This is a genomic window from Streptomyces sp. NPDC008125 (assembly GCF_042957125.1).
Classification (GTDB): Bacteria; Actinomycetota; Actinomycetes; order Streptomycetales; family Streptomycetaceae; genus Streptomyces.
Map to the genome: position 1 here is coordinate 292,544 of NZ_JBIBHR010000004.1, position 18,689 is coordinate 311,232.

General features: G+C 73.2%; 12 protein-coding genes. 9 read left to right on the forward strand and 3 right to left on the reverse strand.

Going from position 1 to position 18,689, the window contains the following annotated elements:
- Nucleotides 1-23: 23 nt before the first annotated feature.
- From ACFZAX_RS09070 to sucD, 5 genes are all read left to right on the forward strand, one after another.
- Complete coding sequence (locus ACFZAX_RS09070; RefSeq protein WP_390960314.1) at nt 24-1,286, forward strand: AAA family ATPase; 1,263 nt, start codon at nt 24-26, stop codon at nt 1,284-1,286.
- On the forward strand, nt 1,283-3,793 hold the full coding sequence (locus tag ACFZAX_RS09075) for a DUF5682 family protein (RefSeq protein ID WP_390960315.1): 2,511 nt from the start codon (nt 1,283-1,285) through the stop codon (nt 3,791-3,793). Before ACFZAX_RS09070 ends, ACFZAX_RS09075 begins: the two co-directional genes overlap by 4 nt.
- Nucleotides 3,790-5,124 carry a VWA domain-containing protein gene (locus ACFZAX_RS09080; protein WP_390960316.1) on the forward strand — a complete coding sequence of 445 codons (1,335 nt, stop codon included), beginning with the start codon at nt 3,790-3,792 and terminating at the stop codon, nt 5,122-5,124. Before ACFZAX_RS09075 ends, ACFZAX_RS09080 begins: the two co-directional genes overlap by 4 nt.
- A 418-nt stretch (nt 5,125-5,542) precedes the next feature.
- On the forward strand, nt 5,543-6,724 hold the full coding sequence (sucC, locus tag ACFZAX_RS09085; RefSeq protein WP_390960317.1) for an ADP-forming succinate--CoA ligase subunit beta: 1,182 nt from the start codon (nt 5,543-5,545) through the stop codon (nt 6,722-6,724).
- Nucleotides 6,725-6,743: 19 nt separating this feature from the next.
- Nucleotides 6,744-7,628: a succinate--CoA ligase subunit alpha gene (sucD, locus tag ACFZAX_RS09090; protein ID WP_266708217.1), complete on the forward strand. Its 885-nt coding sequence runs from the start codon at nt 6,744-6,746 to the stop codon at nt 7,626-7,628.
- Nucleotides 7,629-7,764: 136 nt separating this feature from the next.
- On the opposite strand, the gene ACFZAX_RS09095 is transcribed toward sucD, so the two are convergent.
- Nucleotides 7,765-9,123 carry a helix-turn-helix domain-containing protein gene (locus ACFZAX_RS09095; RefSeq protein ID WP_390960318.1) on the reverse strand — a complete coding sequence of 453 codons (1,359 nt, stop codon included), beginning with the start codon at nt 9,121-9,123 and terminating at the stop codon, nt 7,765-7,767.
- A 108-nt stretch (nt 9,124-9,231) separates the two neighbouring features.
- On the opposite strand from ACFZAX_RS09095, the gene ACFZAX_RS09100 reads away from it, so the two are divergent.
- A complete protein-coding gene (locus tag ACFZAX_RS09100) occupies nt 9,232-11,217 on the forward strand; it encodes a DUF6350 family protein (protein WP_390960319.1) in 1,986 nt (661 codons plus the stop codon).
- A gap of 172 nt (nt 11,218-11,389) precedes the next feature.
- Here the strand turns inward: ACFZAX_RS09100 and ACFZAX_RS09105 are convergent, their stop codons facing one another.
- A complete protein-coding gene (locus tag ACFZAX_RS09105; protein ID WP_390960320.1) occupies nt 11,390-12,406 on the reverse strand; it encodes a glycoside hydrolase family 11 protein in 1,017 nt (338 codons plus the stop codon).
- 668 nt (nt 12,407-13,074) lie between these two features.
- Nucleotides 13,075-14,223: a hypothetical protein gene (locus ACFZAX_RS09110; RefSeq protein WP_390960321.1), complete on the reverse strand. Its 1,149-nt coding sequence runs from the start codon at nt 14,221-14,223 to the stop codon at nt 13,075-13,077.
- A gap of 256 nt (nt 14,224-14,479) precedes the next feature.
- On the opposite strand from ACFZAX_RS09110, the gene purN reads away from it, so the two are divergent.
- The 3 genes from purN (at nt 14,480) to ACFZAX_RS09125 (ending at nt 18,607) form a co-directional block, all read left to right on the forward strand.
- Nucleotides 14,480-15,151, forward strand: a complete 672-nt coding sequence (purN, locus tag ACFZAX_RS09115; protein ID WP_390960322.1) for a phosphoribosylglycinamide formyltransferase — start codon at nt 14,480-14,482, stop codon at nt 15,149-15,151.
- The gene (gene purH / locus ACFZAX_RS09120; RefSeq protein WP_390960323.1) at nt 15,138-16,691 is read left to right on the forward strand and encodes a bifunctional phosphoribosylaminoimidazolecarboxamide formyltransferase/IMP cyclohydrolase; all 1,554 of its coding nucleotides are present in this window, start codon (nt 15,138-15,140) and stop codon (nt 16,689-16,691) included. The genes purN and purH overlap by 14 nt, the downstream gene beginning before the upstream one ends.
- Before the next feature lie 245 nt (nt 16,692-16,936).
- On the forward strand, nt 16,937-18,607 hold the full coding sequence (locus ACFZAX_RS09125) for a DUF2079 domain-containing protein (protein ID WP_390960324.1): 1,671 nt from the start codon (nt 16,937-16,939) through the stop codon (nt 18,605-18,607).
- Nucleotides 18,608-18,689: the final 82 nt, after the last annotated feature.

Below are 18,689 nucleotides of genomic sequence, written 5' to 3' on the forward strand. Positions count from 1 at the left end.
CCGCGCGATCTGGAGGGGGAACCATGACCGTGTACGAACGAGCCGGGGAATCCGCGGCCACCGGGCACGCGCCCGCGTCGGGCGGCACGCCGGACGGTGGAAAGCGGGGCGCCGACACGTCCGCGGGGGCGCCTGCGGAGGGGGTGCCTGCGGGCGGTGCGTCGTCGGGCGGTGCGTTGTCGGACGGTGCGCCGCCCGACGCGGGCGTGCGGGCGCTCCGGCCGCACGCCGAAGACGCCTTCGCCGACGAGCTCAAGGCGCTGGCCGCCGCCGACGACCGTCCCAGGCCCGTCCGTTGGCGCCTCTCGCCGTGGGCCGTCGCCACCTACCTGCTCGGCGGCACACTCCCGGACGGCACGGTGATCACCCCCAAGTACGTGGGCCCGCGCCGGCTCGTCGAGGTCGCCGTGACCACGCTCGCCACCGACCGCGCCCTGCTGCTCCTCGGGGTGCCGGGAACCGCCAAGACCTGGGTCGCCGAGCACCTCGCGGCGGCCGTCAGCGGCGACTCGACGCTCCTCGTCCAGGGCACCGCGGGCACGCCCGAGGAAGCGATCCGGTACGGCTGGAACTACGCGCAGTTGCTCACCCACGGCCCGAGCCGGGCCGCCCTGGTGCCCGGCCCGGTGATGCGCGCCATGGCGGAGGGGCGTACCGCCCGGGTGGAGGAGCTGACCCGCATCCCGGCCGACGTGCAGGACTCGCTCATCACGATCCTCTCGGAGAAGACCCTGCCCGTCCCCGAACTGGGCCAGGAGGTCCAGGCGGTCCAGGGGTTCAACCTCATCGCCACCGCCAACGACCGCGACCGGGGCGTCAACGAGCTGTCCAGCGCGCTCCGCCGCCGCTTCAACACCGTCGTGCTGCCGCTCCCGGCCACACCCGAGGACGAGGTGGACATCGTCTCGCGCCGCGTCGGCCAGCTGGGCCGCGCCCTGGACCTGCCGGCCGCCCCCGAGGGGACGGCCGAGATCCGGCGCGTCGTCACCGTCTTCCGGGAGCTCCGCGACGGCGTCACCACGGACGGCCGCACCCGGGTCAAATCCCCCTCGGGCACACTCTCCACCGCCGAGGCGATCTCCGTCGTCACCCACGGCCTCGCGCTCGCCGCACACTTCGGCGACGGCACCCTGCGCCCGGGCGACGTGGCCGCCGGCATCCTCGGCGCGGTCGTCCGGGACCCGGCGGCGGACCGGGCCGTCTGGCAGGAGTACCTGGAGACGGTCGTCCGTGAACGGGACGGCTGGAAGGACTTCTACCGCGCCTGCCGCGAGGTCGCGCCATGACCTCCACGCGGGTGACCCCCACGACCGCGACCCCCACGACCGCGACCCCGGCCACGACCGCAGCCCCGCCCGCAGCGCGCACGCCCCCGGCCGACGGGGCTGCCGGGCCGCTGCTGCTGGGCGTGCGGCACCACGGCCCCGGGTCGGCGCGGGCGGTGCTGGCCGCGCTGGAGGCGGTGGAACCGCGTGCCGTGCTGGTCGAAGGGCCGCCGGAGGCCGACGCGTTGCTGGCCTTCGCCGCCGATCCGGAGATGCGGCCCCCGGTGGCGTTGCTGGCGCACGCCGTGGACGATCCTGGGCTGGCCTCGTTCTGGCCGATGGCGGAGTTCTCACCGGAGTGGGTCGCGATCCGCTGGGCGCTCGCGCACGGTGCGGCCGTCCGCTTCGTCGACCTGCCCGCGGCCCACTCGCTGGCGCTCGCGGCGGCGACCCAGGGCGAAGCGAACTGGGAGACCTCGCCCGCCCCTCCCGACCCGATCGCGCTGCTGGCCGAGGCAGCCGGTTACGACGACCCCGAGCGGTGGTGGGAGGACGTGGTCGAACACCGGTCCTCGGCACCCGGCGCCGACCCCGTCGCCCCGTTCGCGGCGCTGGCCGAGGCGATGGCGGCGCTGCGCGAGACGTACGGCGACGGCGGGCATCCCCGCGACGCCGTGCGCGAGGCGTTCATGCGCATCCAGCTCCGGGCGGCGCGGAAGGATTTCGGCGACGAGGTCGCGGTCGTCTGCGGCGCCTGGCACGTGCCCGCCCTCGCCGCCCGGACGACTCTCACCGCCGACCGCGCGCTGGTGAAGGGTCTCCCCAAGGTGAAGACAGGCATGACCTGGGTGCCCTGGACGCACCGGCGGCTGGCCCGCCGCAGCGGATACGGCGCCGGCATCGACGCGCCCGGCTGGTACGCCCACCTTTTCCGTGCCCCGGACCGGCCCGTCGAGCGCTGGATGACGGAGGTCGCGGGGCTGCTGCGCGAGGAGGACCGGTTCGTCTCCCCGGCCCATGTCATCGAGGCGGTACGCCTCGCCGAGACGCTCGCCGCCCTGCGCGGGCGCCCGCTCGCCGGTCTCACCGAGGCCACCGACGCGGTCCGGGCCGTCATGTGCGACGGGTCCGACGTGCCCCTCGCGCTCGTCCACGCCGGACTCGTCGTCGGCACCGCGCTCGGCGACGTACCCGACGGCGTACCGGCCGTGCCGCTCCAGCGGGACCTGACCCGGCAGCAGCGCGCCCTGCGCCTGAAGCCGGAACCGCCCGACCGTGAGGTGGAGCTCGACCTCCGCCGGGAGAACGACGCGGCGCGGAGCCTGCTGCTGCACCGGCTGCGGCTCCTCGCCGTGGACTGGGGCGAGCCGGTGGCGGGCCGGGGGAGCACCGGCACCTTCCGGGAGACCTGGCGGCTGCGCTGGGAGCCGGAGCTCTCGGTCCGGATCGCGGAGGCGGGCACCTGGGGCACCACCGTGCTCTCCGCCGCCACCGCCAAGGCCGAGTCCGAGGCGTGTCTGGCGACCACCCTCGGCGAGGTCACCGCCCTCGCCGAGCACTGCCTCCTCGCCGGTCTGCCCGGCGCGCTGCCGGTGGTGATGCGGGCCCTGGCGGACCGGGCCGCGCTGGACGCGGACGTCTCCCATCTCGCCGAGGCCCTGCCCGCCTTGGCCCGCTCGCTGCGGTACGGGGACGTACGCGCCACGGACACCGCCGCTCTCGGCGAGGTCGCCGCCGGTCTGGCGGCGCGGATCTGCGTCGGGCTGCCCGCCGCCTGCACGGGCCTGGACGCCGACGGCGCGGAGGCGATGCGCCGCGCGGTGGACGAGGTGCACGGCGCGATCGCCCTCCTGGCGCCCCCGGACGAACCCGCGCACGGGCTCCGGGACCGCTGGGCGGCGGTGCTCGGCAAGCTGTCGGCCCGGGACACGGTCGCCGGGGCCGTACGGGGCCGCGCCACCCGGCTGCTGCTGGACGAGGGCCGGCTCGGGGACGGCGAGGCGGCACGGCTCATGGGCCTCGCCCTCTCGGCCGGCACCCCGCCCCCGCACGCCGCCGCGTGGATCGACGGCTTCATCGGGGGAGCCTCCGGCGGTGGGATGCTCCTCGTGCACGACGAGCGCCTCTTCGCCCTGGTGGACGGCTGGCTGACCGGCGTGCCCGACGACGCCTTCACGGACGTGCTGCCGCTGCTCCGCCGCACCTTCTCCGCGTACGAACCGGGAGTCCGGCGCACCCTGGGGGAGCTGGCCCGCCGGGGCCCGGCCGGAGCGGGGCGGGCCCGGGGGCCCGGCACCGGGGCGGCGCTGCCCGGCTTCGGCCCGGAGCTGGACGGACCCCGCGCCGACGCCGTGCTCCCGGTGCTCCGCCTCGTCCTCGGCGCCGAGCGTGTACCAGCGCGCTTCGAGCACCCGGAGCACGCCCCCGGGCACCCCGAACAGGACCGGCCCGGCAGCCCCCGGCCGACCCAGGCGAAGCCGGACCGGACCCGACCAGCCATCCCGCGCACAGGAGTTGATCGGCCGTGACGGAACACGTTCCCGTACCCGGACGGGCCCCGAGGAACCGACAGCCCCGGCCCGCGCGAGCATCCGGCGACGAGCGGGCGAGGCGGTGGCGGCTGGTGCTGGGTTCCGACAGCGCGGAGTCCACCGGCCACGCACCCGAGGGGCGGGACGCAGCGATGGACCGCACCCTCACCGCGCTCTACGGCGGCGGGAAGAGCCCGGGCGCCCGGAGCCCCGGCGAACGCGGAGCCGGACTCGGTGCGTCCGCTCCCGCCGCCGCCCGCTGGCTCGGCGACATCCGTACGTACTTCCCCGCTCCGGTCGTCCAGGTCATGCAGCGGGACGCCATCGAGCGGCTCGGCCTCGCCGCCCTGCTGCTGGAACCCGAGATGCTCGACGCGGTCGAGGCCGACGTCCACCTCGTCGGCACCCTCCTCCAGCTCGGCGGCGCGATGCCGGAGACCACCCGGGAGACGGCCCGCGCCGTGGTGCGCAAGGTCGTCGCCGACCTGGAGAGGAGGCTGGCCGGCCACACCCGGGCCGCCCTCACCGGCGCTCTCGACCGGTCCGCGCGGACCGGCCGCCCGCGCCACCGCGACATCGACTGGAACCGCACCATTCGCGCCAACCTCAAGCACTGGGTACCGATCCCGGGCACGGAGGGCACCGGCGGCACCGGCAGCTCCGGCGGCACCGGTACCTCAGGCAGCTCGCAGGACGCGGGCGGCTCGGACCACGCGGACCATGCGATCGGCGCGGACCGTGCGATCGGCGCGGGCACCGTGGTTCCGGAGCGGCTCATCGGTTACGGCCGGGCGGGCCGGGCCGTCCGCAAGGAGGTCGTCCTCTGCGTCGACCAGTCCGGTTCGATGGCCTCCTCCGTCGTCCACGCGGCCGTCTTCGGGGCGGTTCTCGCCTCGATGCGTTCGCTGGACACCCGGCTGATCGTGTTCGACACCTCCGTGGTCGACCTCACCGACCAGTTGGACGACCCCGTCGACGTACTCTTCGGCACCCGGCTCGGCGGCGGTACGGACATCAACCGGGCCCTCGCCTACTGCCAGGCACGCCTCACCCGCCCTGCCGAGACGGTCGTCGTCCTGATCAGCGACCTCTACGAAGGCGGGATGCGCGACGGGATGATCCAGCGGGTCGCGGCGATGAAGCGGTCCGGAGTGGAGTTCGTGGCGCTGCTCGCGCTCTCGGACGAGGGAGCGCCCGCCTACGACCGCGACCACGCGGCCGCGCTGGCGGCCCTCGGGGTTCCCGCCTTCGCCTGCACGCCGGACCTCTTCCCCGAGGTGATGGCGGCGGCCCTGGAGAAGCGTCCCCTGCCGGTCCCGGAGCGGTAGGGGGTGTCCGGCCGCGTGGGGTGCCGCGGGCGTCCGTCGCTGTGTCCGTCGCATGCGCCCGGTGGATGGTTCCTCGGGTGGTTCATCTCTCACCGATCCGGTGGTTGGCCCGGCGTCCGCCCGGTCGCCGCCCCGCCCGTTCCGCCGCAACCCCCGCCGACCAGCGCCCCGCAGGGGCGACGGCGTGCCGATTTGTCCCCTGCACCCCGGTCACCAGGAGCATCTGTGACCGTAATCACCGCTCGTGCGGGATCTCCGATTTAGGGTCGGGCGGAGCGCGGGGATAACCTGCCGGATGGACATGCCGCGTACTGGACTCCGTGTACGCATTCCTTGGTGACAGCGCAGTCACGTTTGCCCCTCGCGGCACGCCCACGCATCAAACCAACCGCGAGACCACTAAAAGGGACGGACGCGCGTGGACCTGTTCGAGTACCAGGCGAGGGACCTCTTCGCCAAGCACGGTGTACCGGTGCTGGCCGGTGAAGTCATCGACACGCCTGAGGCAGCCCGCGAGGCGACCGAGCGGCTGGGCGGCAAGTCCGTCGTCAAGGCGCAGGTCAAGGTCGGAGGCCGCGGCAAGGCCGGCGGCGTCAAGCTCGCCGCCACCCCCGACGAGGCGGTCGCCCGGGCGACCGACATCCTCGGCATGGACATCAAGGGCCACACGGTCCACAAGGTGATGATCGCCGAGCTGTCTCCGGAGATCGAGGCGGAGTACTACGTCTCGTACCTCCTCGACCGCACCAACCGCACCTTCCTGGCCATGGCCTCGGTGCAGGGCGGCATGGACATCGAGGAGGTCGCGGAGAAGACCCCCGAGGCCCTCGCGAAGGTCCCGGTCAACGCCGTCGACGGCGTCGACATCGTCAAGGCCCGCGAGATCGTGGCCCAGGCGAAGTTCCCGGCCGACGTGGCCGAGGGTGTCGCCGAGGCACTGGTGACCCTGTGGAAGACCTTCGTCGCCGAGGACGCGCTCCTCGTCGAGGTCAACCCGCTGGTGAAGACCAAGGACGGCCGCATCCTGGCGCTGGACGGCAAGGTCTCGCTCGACGAGAACGCCGACTTCCGCCAGCCCGAGCACGAGGCCCTCGAGGACAAGGCCGCGGCCAACCCCCTCGAAGCCGCCGCGAAGGCCAAGAACCTCAACTACGTCAAGCTCGACGGCGAGGTCGGCATCATCGGCAACGGCGCCGGTCTGGTCATGTCGACCCTGGACGTCGTCGCGTACGCCGGTGAGAACCACGGCAACGTGAAGCCCGCCAACTTCCTCGACATCGGTGGCGGCGCCTCCGCCGAGGTCATGGCGAACGGCCTGGAGATCATCCTCGGCGACACCGACGTCAAGTCCGTGTTCGTCAACGTCTTCGGTGGCATCACCGCCTGCGACGAGGTCGCCAACGGCATCGTCCAGGCGCTCGCGCTGCTGGAGAGCAAGGGCGAGAAGGTCGAGAAGCCGCTCGTCGTGCGTCTCGACGGCAACAACGCGGAGCTGGGTCGCAAGATCCTTTCCGACGCCAACCACCCGCTGGTCCAGCGTGTGGACACCATGGACGGCGCGGCCGACAAGGCCGCCGAGCTCGCCGCGGCTGCGAAGTAAGGACGAGGGACTCCACACCATGGCTATCTTCCTCACCAAGGACAGCAAGGTCATCGTCCAGGGGATGACCGGCGCCACGGGCATGAAGCACACCAAGCTCATGCTGGCCGACGGCACCAACATCGTCGGTGGCGTGAACCCGCGCAAGGCCGGCACGACCGTCGACTTCGACGGCACCGAGGTCCCGGTCTTCGGCTCCGTCGCCGAGGCGATGGAGAAGACGGGCGCCGACGTGTCCGTCCTCTTCGTGCCGCCCGCCTTCGCGAAGGCCGCCGTCGTCGAGGCGATCGACGCCGAGATCCCCCTCGCCGTCGTCATCACCGAGGGCATCGCCGTCCACGACTCCGCCGCCTTCTGGGCGTACGCGGGCTCGAAGGGCAACAAGACCCGGATCATCGGCCCGAACTGCCCGGGTCTGATCACCCCCGGCCAGTCCAACGCCGGCATCATCCCGGGCGACATCACCAAGCCCGGCCGCATCGGTCTCGTGTCCAAGTCCGGCACGCTGACCTACCAGATGATGTACGAGCTCCGTGACATCGGCTTCTCCTCCGCCGTCGGCATCGGTGGCGACCCGGTCATCGGTACGACGCACATCGACGCCCTCGCGGCGTTCGAGGCGGACCCCGAGACCGACCTCATCGTCATGATCGGTGAGATCGGTGGCGACGCCGAGGAGCGTGCCGCCGACTTCATCGCGAAGAACGTCACGAAGCCGGTCGTCGGCTACGTCGCGGGCTTCACCGCGCCCGAGGGCAAGACCATGGGCCACGCGGGCGCCATCGTCTCCGGCTCCTCCGGCACCGCCGCCGCGAAGAAGGAGGCCCTCGAGGCCGCCGGCGTGAAGGTCGGCAAGACGCCGACCGAGACCGCCAAGCTGGCGCGCGAGATCCTCGGCGCCTGATCACGGGCACCGCGGCGGCCCCGCCGCCGCACCTCGCGTGAACGCGTCACAACGGCGTGGGCCTGTACCCCTGGCACCAGGGGTACAGGCCCACGCCGTTTCCGTACGGCCGGAAGGGCCGGTGGACCGGCGGACGTCAGTGGATCAGCGGAACCAGACGTTCCGGGCCGTGGGTGAGCTGCTCGCGCAGTGACTGCTGGAGTTCCAGGTCCTGCTCGGTCAGGTGCTGCGGGCCGCCGCGCGGGGGTACGCCCCCGACGCGCTGGGCGGGGGAGAGGGGTTCCTCGTACCGGGTCGGCGCGGTGTGCAGGGTGAAGGCGGTCGCGCCGATGAGCAGGGCGGCGAAGGCGATGGCCGCCCTGGTCCAGAGCTGGGCCTTGCGCTCGCTCCCGGCGCGTACGGCCTTCGGGGCGGGCAGGGCGGGCGGCGGTTCGAGGGCGGCCAGGGAGTGGAGCCGCTCGCGCAACCGCTCGGAGAGCTCCGTGGACGACGGGGCCCCGGCCAGGTCGGGCAGCCGCTCGGCGAGGGCGACCCGCGCGTTGACCAGCCGCCCGGCGGCGGCCGGAGTGCTCGCCTCCGTCTCGGCCGCCGTCTCCGGCAGATCGAGTCCGACCCCGTCGTAGAGCAGCACCGTGCGGCGGGAGGACGGCGGCAGCGCGAGAAACGCCTCCAGCAGCGCCCGCCGCTCCGGATCGGCGGGGGGCGCGTCCGGATGGCGGTGGGCGCGGCGCACCCGGTGCCAGGGCGACAGCGCGTACTCGTGAGCGGCGGCCCGCACCCAGCCCGCCGGATCCCGGTCCACGGCGACTTCCGGCCACCGCTCCCACGCCGTGTGGAACGCGCGCTCCACGGACTCCTGGGAGAGGTTCCGACGCCCCGTCAGCAGGAAGGCCTGGCCGACCAGTCCCGGCGCGGTCCGTTGGTAGAGCGCGTCGAAGGCCCCCTCCGGAGTCGGCCCCGAAGACACGTCGGACGTGTCGGGCACGTAGGACGCGTCCTGCCCGGGCGGATCGGGTACGGGAACGGCCTCGACGGGAGCGGTGGCCGAAGCCGGAGCCGGAGCCGGTGCCGGAGCAGGAGCCGGAGCGGCGGCCTCGTCCGGGGCCGCGCCGTCCGCCGGGGCCGCACCGTCCGCCGGGACCGAGGGCGAGACCGAGGGCGAGGCCGTCTCAGCGGCAGGGGCTTCGGCGGTCGCGGTCGCCTCGACGGCAGCCGCTTCCGAGGCGGCCGGTTTCGGTCGGCGGCCCCTCGAACGGGCGGAGGAGCCCCGGCGGGCGGGCCGCTGGTCGGCGCACCCGATGAGCTGGGCGTACGCCTCGCGTTTGCGTCCCTGTGGGGCCGTACGCCCCGATTCCCAGGACCGGACGGTGGCCTCGGTGACCCCGAGCGCGGAGGCCACCTGCTCCTCGCTCAGTGACTTCGCCTCACGCAGCCTGCGCCGCTCCTTGGGGGAGGGCAGCGGGACGTCGGCGGTGCCGGTCGTACTTCCCGTCACGGATGGGCCTCCGTAGCACTACACCGGGTGAAAAAGCACATAAACGTATATTGGGCGACACGGCGCCGGTTCGCCCGTTACACGGATTCAGCGCGTGTCGTTGGCAGCATGGCGGGCGTGACCCAAGTGACCGATCGCAGCCCGATGTTGTCCCCCGGACGCGGCAGGGCTGCCGCCCTGGCCTCCGCACTCCTGCGCGGAGCGATCGCGGCCGGACTCGGTCTCGGCACGCTCACCGTCCTGCTGATGGGGCTGTGGATCAGCTCGCCGTACTCCGACGCGGGACCCGGCCGGGCGGTCCGCACGGCGGCGGCCCTGTGGCTGCTCTCGCACGGTGCCGAACTCGTCAGGACGGACACCCTCAGCCACGTCCCCGCCCCGGTGGCGACCGTCCCGCTGCTGTTGACGGTGCTCCCCGTGTGGCTGCTGCACCGGGCCGCCCGCGACGCGCTGGAGGCGGCGGACCCCGTGGGCCCGGTGGACGCGATGGAGGACCGGCCGCCGTCGGCCGCCGCCGTCTGCTGCGCGGTGGTGACCGGCTACCTGCTGGTGGTGGCCGGGGCGGTGGCCTTCGTACGGTCGGCTCCGCTCCGTGTGGACACCGGGGATTCGGCCACGCTGGCGTTCCCGCTGGTGGCCGTGGTGGCGGGTGCGGCGGCGGCCGGGGTGTGGACGGCGTCCGGCCGGCCGGTGGGCGCCACCCCGTCCTGGGCGCCGCTGCGGGTCCAGGAAGCGGTGGCCCGTACCCTCTTCCGCGACCGGGCCGAGGCGGCGACCCGCTCGGCGGTGGCGGGGATCGCGGTGCTGCTGGGCGGCGGCGCGCTGCTCGTCGCGATCGGGCTCGTACGGAACAGGACCGCGACAGCGGAATCGTTCCTGGCGCTCTCCGACGAGGTGTCCGGGCAGGTCGCCGTCCTCCTGCTCGCGCTGGCGCTGGTGCCGAACGCGGCGGTGTGGGCGGCGTCGTACGGACTCGGGCCCGGTTTCTCGCTCGGTACGGCGGCCACGGTCGCCCCCCTCGGCTTCCACGGGGTCCCCGCGCTGCCCGGGTTCCCGCTGCTGGCCGCCCTGCCGGACCCGGGCCCCGGAACGGCGGTGAACGGAGCGGCCGGAGTGGTCCCGCTGATGGCTGCCGTCGCTGTCGCCTGGTTCACCGTACGGAGAGCGGCGCCGTCCTGCGGAACCCCCGAGGACGCCTGGACTCCGGGGGAGACCGCACTGGTCACGGCGCTCGCCGCACTCGGCTGCGGCGCGGGCACGGCCGCCCTCTCAGCCCTCTCCGGCGGGCCGATGGGCACCCGGGCACTGGCGGAGTTCGGCCCGGTCTGGTGGCTGACCGGCGCCGCCACCGTGCTCTGGACCGTCCTGTTCGGAGTGCCCCTCGCGCTGCTGATGCGGACCTGGCGGCTGCGGGAACGGGCCTGGGGCTGGCGGTGGGAGACGGCCGAAGAGGTGCAGCCGGTGGGCGTCGCGAGGGCGGTGCCCGGGGCGGCCCCGGCGCCGGAGCGGCGGTCATGGTCGGCGCGCGGCCTGGGCTCCTGGCGGACCGGGACGGGCTCCCCGGACCCGGGCGCCGAGGAATCCGCCGGGGCGCTGTGTGCCCAACCGCCCGCGCACGGGAGCGCGGAGGACGCGCGCGCCTGGTGGAGTCCACGCCTCCCGTGGCGGAAGTCCGAGGCGCCGGACGCCGGGACCGCCGCAGCCCGGATGACACCCGCTCCGCCGGATTCCGCCCGCTCGGCGGCGGAGACGGCCACGGACGGGGTGGTTTCCGCAGGCCCGGGGCGCGCTGCGGCAGCGACCGCCGGTTCCGCGCCTGCCGGTCCTGCGACCGCCGGTCCCACGCCTGCCGGTATGCCCGTCGGTGTGCCCGCCGCCCCCTTCGAACCGGGGGCCGAGCAGTACGACTTTCTGCCCAGGTCGGAGCCGGCGAGCAGGTCCGAGGCGGCGGCTCCCCGGCCCGCGGAGCCTCCCCGACCTGCGGAGGCTCCCCGACCCGCGGAGGCTCCCCGACCTGCGGAGGCTCCCCGACCTGCGGAGGAGTCGCGACGTACCGAGGACCCGCGGCCGACGGCGGACGGCGCGGCAACCTGAGGCTGCCGCGCCGTCGCGCCGGTCGGGTGCTGCTGGTGCGCGGTGCTGCTGCCCGTTGTCCCTGCTGCCCGCTGTCCCTGCTGACCGTTGTCCGTGCGGCGAGCGGTGTCCGCCTGGGGACCGCCGTCCCCAGGTGGACCGCCGTCCGTACGGGTGCTGCGGTCGGTACGGGTCAGCTCGCCGTGCAGGAGACCGTTGGCCAGGTCCAGGTGCCGTTGGCCTGGATCGTCACGCCCCAGTTGTTGCCGCTGCCGTTCGGTTTGGCGACGAGCTGTTGGGCGCTCGGGTAGCTGGCGCCGATGTTCCAGGTGGAGAGGACCTTCTCCGGCGAGGGCACGTTCATCGTCACGGTCCAGTTGCTGGAGCCGCTGACCGAGACGTTGAGGTTGTAGCGGTCGCTCCACTTGTCCCCGGCGGAGAGCGTCGCGGTGCAGCCATTGCTCGTACCGCCGCCGCCCGTACCGCCGCCGCCCGTGCTGCCGCCGGAGCCGTCGAGCGTGATGTTGGAGTTACCGCTGCTCTGGTAGCCCTCGGTGGCGAGCACCATGTAGTGGTCGAACGAACCCAGGGTCATGCCCTTGCTCGCCCAGGCGTCGAAGTGGTTGCCGGTGGTGATGGTGCCGCCGGTCCTCTTGGACTGCCGGACGCTCCAGAACTGCTTGAACGTCTTGTTGTCCCCCTCGATCGACGGGGCGTTGGTCCGGGTCGTCTCGTAGATGTCGTACGTGCCGCCGTCGGTGGTCACCGTGCCCTTGAAGGTCCCGGTGGGCCGGTAGTTGCCCCAGTTGTCGACGACGTAGTACTCGACGAGCGGGTTGGTGGTCCACCCGTAAAGGGACAGATAGGCATTGCCCGACGGGTTGAAGGTGCCGGTGTAGTTCACCGCGCGGCGTCCGCCGGTGCTCCATCCCTTGCCGGCGACGAAGTTGCCGACGTTGCTCCAGTTGGTGCTGTAATTCCCGCCGGAACCGAGGTTCATGGAGACCGATCCGCCACCGTCGGACCAGTACGAGTAGTAATAGCCGTTGTTGGTGCCGGTCTGGTTCGTGGTGATGGTCGTGTCGGCGTTGGCGGTGCCCGGCAGGATCAGCGCGGTCGCTGCCGCAGCCAGGGCGAAGGCCCGCCCGAGGAGCCGGAAGCGGCCGAGGCCGCGGCTCCTCGAACGAGTGGTGCCTTCCTTCGTGAACATGCTTCCTCCTTGTGCGGACTGGCCGGAGGCCAGATGGCGGAAGACCTCCCCGGTCCGAATCTGTCATGGACGCGTCAGAAGGTTGGCCGTGTCGGAGCAGGGGCCGACACGGCGGGGTGGTGCGTTCCTGACGCGGCCGGAGCCGGTGGGGCGGGTCGTGCGGGTGCCTCACATCGACAGCCTTTGAGGTCTGTCAGCGACGTCAGTGTTGATTCGGCGCTCTGGGGTGTCAATGGTTTCGGCACGCATTGCGAAAAACTTTTTTGCACCGGGAGAGAGGGTGCAGAATGTTCTCCCAGCTCAGTGCGAGTGTCATCCAGGACGGCGTGGTCGAGGTTGAGGGAATCCCCGGATCCGAAAAGTGAATAAGGGCCGGGGAGGGGTCAGGAATTCGAAACATTTCGAAAGTTTTTCGGTTGCGCAAAGGCGTATCGGTATATGTGTCCGAGGAGGTATTGGAGCGGCGTCGGTGTGCGGGTCGCGGAGGTGCGCTCCGGCTCCATGCGGTCGGCAGTGGCCGAAATTCGCCCCTGGTCCGCCCCATGCGAACGGCCCGGCTCCTGGGGCAGGAGCCGGGCCGTGGTCCGTACGCGGAGTCGGTCGGGCGGTCGGCCAGTCAGCCGGTCGGCCAGTCGGCCGGTCGGTTGGTGGATGCCGCTCCGCGACGGTCAGTTCTTGACGCCGAAGACCGGTTCGAGGGGGTCCGGCAGGAGGTCGTTGCAGGCCAGTGCGCTGTCACGGGTCAGGGCGTCGTCCACGCAGGTGTAGTAGTCGCGGTAGACCAGCTCGACCGTGAAGGTCCCCGCCACCATCACCAGCGCCAACAGCGCGGTCACCAGTCCGCTGACCGCCGCCGTGGTCTGCGGCCTGCCGCCGACTCCCGGTACGGGCCGTCCGCCCTGTCCACCCGCCGGTACGGAACCGGGCGGCACGGAACCGGGCGGTACGGAACCCGTCGGTACGGAACCCGTCGGCACGGAACCGGGCTGCCCGGCGGCGGCGCCGTCGGGTGTCGGGGCTCCGGCGGCGGGGGTCGCTCCGGCCGGACCGGGACTCGCCGCACCGTCGGCCGGGGCCGGCGGCTTCGGGTCCGCGCGCAGCGAGCTGATCGCCCAGTAGGCGCCGAGCGCGCCGAGCAGCAGGGCGATCTCCGGGAAGCCGAACAGCACGAAGAAGAAGGCCCACATGCCGCTCAGCACCGCGTAGCGGGCGCGGCGCTGGGCGGGGTCGGTGGGGTCCCACCGCATGCCGCCCCGGCCTCCTCCGGGCTGCTCAGGTCCGCCGCCCGCGCCGGGCCGCCGGCCGAATTCGCCGTTCTCCCGGCCCGGCTGCCGGTCGCTCCACTGGCTGCCCCAGACCGGGCGGCCGTCCGCGGGGCCGGGGCCGTTCCCGTTGCCCTGCCCCTGGCCGCTGCCCTGGCCGGTGCCGCCGCCCTGGCCGCTGTGGGCCGAGGGGTGGCGGGGACGCCAGGGCTGGTCGGGCCGCCCCTCCGGGGGCGCCGCGAACGGGTTGTCGTCGGTGGTCGCGGCGCCGCCGGGCGTGCCCGGCCCGCCGGACTCACCGGAGGCGTCGGACCCACCGGAGGTGCCGGACGTACCCGAGGCATCGGCCCCGCCCGGGGCGCCCGGCGTACCCGGGCCGCCGGCGGAACCGGTGGAGCCGGTGGAGCCGGGCTGCCGTTCCCGCAGCAGGAGTGCGTGCGGTGCGGTCGACGACACCGTCGGGGCGCCCTCGGTCAGCGGTGAAAGGCGCGGAAGGCGCGAAAGGTGCGATGGCTGGAAAGGGCGGGAGTCGGTGCGGCGGCGTCGGTCCGGCATGTGGTGAACGTCTTCCCCATCTCGTCGTTTCCGCCCGTCGGACGGTTCGCGTCCCCTGACGCTACCTCCCGGCCACGCCCCCGTCCCGTGGGGGCCGCAGGGTGTGCCGGTATCGTTGCCGACGACCGGTCCGTTCGTAGGGTCCCCCGTACCCGAGGGCGATCTTCCTTCGTACGACCGCACAAAGAGTTCGTCCAGTACCAAGAGATCCGCCCGCACGTCGCAGGCGCGTCACCACGCGAGAAAGGGCCCGTCCGTGGCCTCGCCCACCTCCGCCGTTCCGGCCCGTCCCGACGCTCCGGCCCGCCTGGTCGTCCTGGTCTCCGGCTCCGGTACGAACCTCCAGGCCCTGCTCGACGCCATCGACGCGGACCCCGAGGGGTACGGCGCCCGCGTCGTCGCGGTCGGTGCCGACCGCGACGGCATCGTCGGTCTGGAGCGTGCCGAGCGTGCCGGCATCCCCACCTTCGTGTGCAAGGTGAAGGACCACGCCACCCGCCAGGGCTGGGACGCCGCGCTGGCCGCGGCCACCGCCGCGCACCGGCCGGATCTCGTCGTCTCGGCCGGTTTCATGAAGATCGTGGGCAAGGAGTTCCTGGCCGCGTTCGGCGGCCGGTTCGTCAACACCCACCCCGCCCTGCTCCCCAGCTTCCCCGGCGCCCACGGAGTGCGTGACGCGCTCGCGTACGGCGTGAAGGTCACGGGGTGCACCGTCCACTTCGTCGACGACGGTGTCGACACCGGTCCGATCATCGCGCAGGGCGTGGTCGAGGTGACCGAAGAGGACACCCCGGAGGGCGAAGCAGCTCTCCACGAACGCATCAAGGAAGTCGAGCGCAAGCTGCTCGTCGAGGCCGTGGGGCGGATCGCCCGTGACGGCCATCGCATTGAGGGACGAAAGGTTCATCTCGGTCATGTCGGTGAATAAGCCCATCCGCCGCGCCCTGGTCAGTGTCTACGACAAGACGGGGCTGGAAGACCTCGCCCGCGGTCTGCACGAGGCGGGCGTCGAGCTCGTCTCGACCGGCTCCACCGCCGGAAAGATCGCCGCCGCCGGAGTCCCGGTCACCAAGGTCGAGGAGCTCACCGGCTTCCCCGAGTGCCTCGACGGCCGCGTGAAGACCCTCCACCCGCGCGTGCACGCCGGCATCCTCGCCGACCTGCGCCTGGACGCCCACCGCGAGCAGCTCGCCGAGCTGGGCGTGGAGCCCTTCGACCTGGTGGTCGTCAACCTGTACCCGTTCAAGGAGACCGTCGCCTCCGGCGCCTCCGACGACGAGTGCGTCGAGCAGATCGACATCGGCGGCCCGTCGATGGTCCGCGCCGCAGCCAAGAACCACCCGTCCGTGGCCGTCGTCACCAGCCCCGAGCGGTACGCCGACGTCCTCGCCGCGGTGAAGGCCGGCGGCTTCGACCTGACCGCCCGCAAGCGGCTCGCCGCCGAGGCCTTCCAGCACACCGCCGCCTACGACGTGGCCGTGGCCTCCTGGTTCGCCGCCGACTACGCCGCTGCGGACGACTCCGGCTTCCCCGACTTCTTCGGTGCCACCTACGAGCGCTCCAACGTGCTGCGCTACGGCGAGAACCCGCACCAGCCCGCGGCCCTGTACACCTCCGGCAGCGGCGGCCTCGCCGAGGCGGAGCAGCTGCACGGCAAGGAGATGTCCTACAACAACTTCACGGACACCGACGCCGCGCGCCGGGCCGCCTACGACCACGCCGAGCCGTGCGTCGCGATCATCAAGCACGCCAACCCGTGCGGCATCGCCATCGCCGACGACGTGGCCGAGGCGCACCGCAAGGCGCACGCCTGCGACCCGCTCTCCGCGTTCGGCGGCGTCATCGCCGTCAACCGTCCGGTGACCGTCGAGATGGCCGAGCAGGTCGCCGAGATCTTCACCGAGGTCATCGTCGCCCCGGCGTACGAGGACGGCGCGGTCGAGGTCCTCGCCCGCAAGAAGAACATCCGCGTGCTGCGCTGCGAGGGCGCCCCGACCGCCCCGGTCGAGGTCAAGCCGATCGACGGCGGCGCGCTGCTCCAGGTCACCGACCGCCTCCAGGCCGACGGCGACGACCCGGCCAACTGGACCCTCGCCACTGGTGACGCGCTCTCCGCCGACGAGCTCAAGGACCTCGCCTTCGCCTGGAAGGCGAGCCGTGCGGTCAAGTCCAACGCGATCCTGCTCGCCAAGGGCGGCGCCTCGGTCGGCGTCGGCATGGGCCAGGTCAACCGCGTCGACTCCGCCAAGCTCGCCGTCGAGCGCGCGGGCGCCGAGCGCGCCCAGGGCTCGTACGCCGCCTCCGACGCCTTCTTCCCCTTCCCCGACGGTCTGGAGATCCTGACCGCCGCCGGGATCAAGGCCGTGGCCCAGCCCGGCGGTTCCGTCCGCGACGAGCTGGTGGTCGAGGCCGCGAAGAAGGCCGGCGTGACCATGTACTTCACCGGTACGCGCCACTTCTTCCACTGATCACGCGGTAACACGTCCAGGCGCTCCGGCACCTGGACGTGACGGCCGTGCGGCCCGCCGGGACTTCCCGGCGGGCCGCACGCGTACCGCCCGCGACCGCCGGTGGACGGGACGGAAGCGAGGTCTCCCGGGGGACCCGGCTCTCTGTTCTAATGGATCGCTTGTCCGAAGGGGTGCGCCGGGCCGCGCGATCCCGGCGTGCGCGTGCACGACTCGAAGCGAACCGGTGGGTGAATGCATTGCGGATGGGGAAAGCCGCGCTCGGTCCGGGCGGCGACGAGCGGGGCCGTACCGGAAGCAGCTGGGCCGTCCCGGCGCAGCAGGCACGCGGCGCGGACGCCGATCCCGAAGCGACGCCGGACGAGCCCACGCCCGGCGAGCCGACGCCGGACGAGCCCACGCCGGACGAGCCCACGCCGGACGAGCCCACGCCGGACGAGCCGACGCCTGCCGCACCGGCCGCCGAGGCAACCGCCGCCCAGGCACCCGCCGCCGAGGCACCCGCTCGGGAGGCGCGACCCGGCCGCGTTCCGGTGCGCCCGTACCTGCTCATCGGCGCGGTCCTCTGCGCCCTGTACTTCCTCTACTCCTACCTCCAGTACGCCCGCTTCGACTCGCCCTCCTGGGACCTCGGCATCTTCGAGCAGGAGGTACGGGCGTACGCCGGGTTCCACGCGCCGATCGTCGACATCAAGGGCCCCGGCTACCTGATCCTCGGGGACCACTTCTCCCCGGCGGTGGCGCTGCTCGTCCCGGTCTACTGGATCTGGCCGTCCGCCGTCGCCCTGCTGCTGGCGCAGGCCGCCCTCTTCGCGCTCTCCGCGGTCATCGTGGGACGCACCGTCCAGCAGGTCCTCGGTGGGCGCTACGGCCCCTGGGTCACGGTCGCCTACGGGCTCTCCTGGGGGCTCCAGGAGGCCGTGAAGTCCGACTTCCACGAGATCGCCCTCGCCGTCCCGTTGATCGCCCTCGTCTGCCGGGCGCTGCTGACCGAACGCTGGACGGCCGCCGTCCTCTGGGCCCTGCCGCTGGTCCTGGTCAAGGAGGACCTCGGTATCACGGTGGCCGCCGTCGGGCTCGTCCTCTTCGTCCTCGGGCAGCGGTTCCAGGGCACGCTGCTCGCCGTCACCGGCGTCTGCGCCTTCGTGCTCACCGTCTTCGTCCTCATACCGGCGGCCAGCAGCGCGGGATCGTACGACTACTGGAAGAAGATCGACACCGACGGCCAACAGCACGTCTCCACGCTCGACGTGGTCCTCGGCGCGTTCAACTCCCCGGTGAAGATCGAGATGCTGGTCTTCCTCTTCGGCATCACCGCCTTCATGGCGCTCCGTTCACCGCTGGTGCTGCTCGTGCTGCCCACGCTCGGCTGGCGGCTGCTCTCCCGGGACGAGAACCACTGGGGCATGGTCTGGCACTACAGCGCCGTCCTCATGCCGATCGTCTTCCTCGCCATGGCGGACGGCATCCGCCGCAGCCGTACGTCCCCGAGGCCCTGGCTCGCCTCCTTCGCGGGCGTCGTCGTCCCGGTGGCCGTGGGCATCGCCTTCGCGACGACCCAGCACCTGCCGCTGCGCGAGCTGCTGCGCCCGGAGACCTACCGCGCCGACGCCGGGACGTACGCGGCGCGCGAGGCGATGGCGGCGATCCCGGCGGGCGTGCGCGTCGAGACCGACATCACCCTGATGGCGCACCTCACCGCCGACCGGACCGTCTACTGGATCGGCGGCGCCCCCGGCACCGCCCCCGACATCGTCGCTTTCGACGGCAACGCCGGCTGGGCCCGCTCCATCCAGGACCCGGCGGCGTACGCGGAACAGCTGCACCCGGAGGCGAAGTACCGGCTCAAGCTGCGCACCGGGAGCATCGTCGTGGTGGAACGGACCTCGCCGGCCCCTGCCCTCGCGACCGGCTGAGTCCCGGGGCTGCCCGAGGTCCCGTGGTCCGGACGTTCCACGGGGAACGCGCGGAGGCCGTGCCCACGAGTGCGGGCACGGC

Coding starts and splice junctions, on each gene's coding strand:
- ACFZAX_RS09070 (WP_390960314.1), top strand. CDS start 24: ATGACCGTGTACGAACGAGCCGGGGAATCCGCGGCCACCGGGCACGCG.
- ACFZAX_RS09075 (WP_390960315.1), top strand. CDS start 1,283: ATGACCTCCACGCGGGTGACCCCCACGACCGCGACCCCCACGACCGCG.
- sucD (WP_266708217.1), top strand. CDS start 6,744: ATGGCTATCTTCCTCACCAAGGACAGCAAGGTCATCGTCCAGGGGATG.
- ACFZAX_RS09100 (WP_390960319.1), top strand. CDS start 9,232: ATGGCGGGCGTGACCCAAGTGACCGATCGCAGCCCGATGTTGTCCCCC.
- ACFZAX_RS09105 (WP_390960320.1), bottom strand. CDS start 12,406: ATGTTCACGAAGGAAGGCACCACTCGTTCGAGGAGCCGCGGCCTCGGC.
- ACFZAX_RS09110 (WP_390960321.1), bottom strand. CDS start 14,223: ATGCCGGACCGACGCCGCCGCACCGACTCCCGCCCTTTCCAGCCATCG.
- purH (WP_390960323.1), top strand. CDS start 15,138: ATGTCGGTGAATAAGCCCATCCGCCGCGCCCTGGTCAGTGTCTACGAC.
- ACFZAX_RS09125 (WP_390960324.1), top strand. CDS start 16,937: ATGGGGAAAGCCGCGCTCGGTCCGGGCGGCGACGAGCGGGGCCGTACC.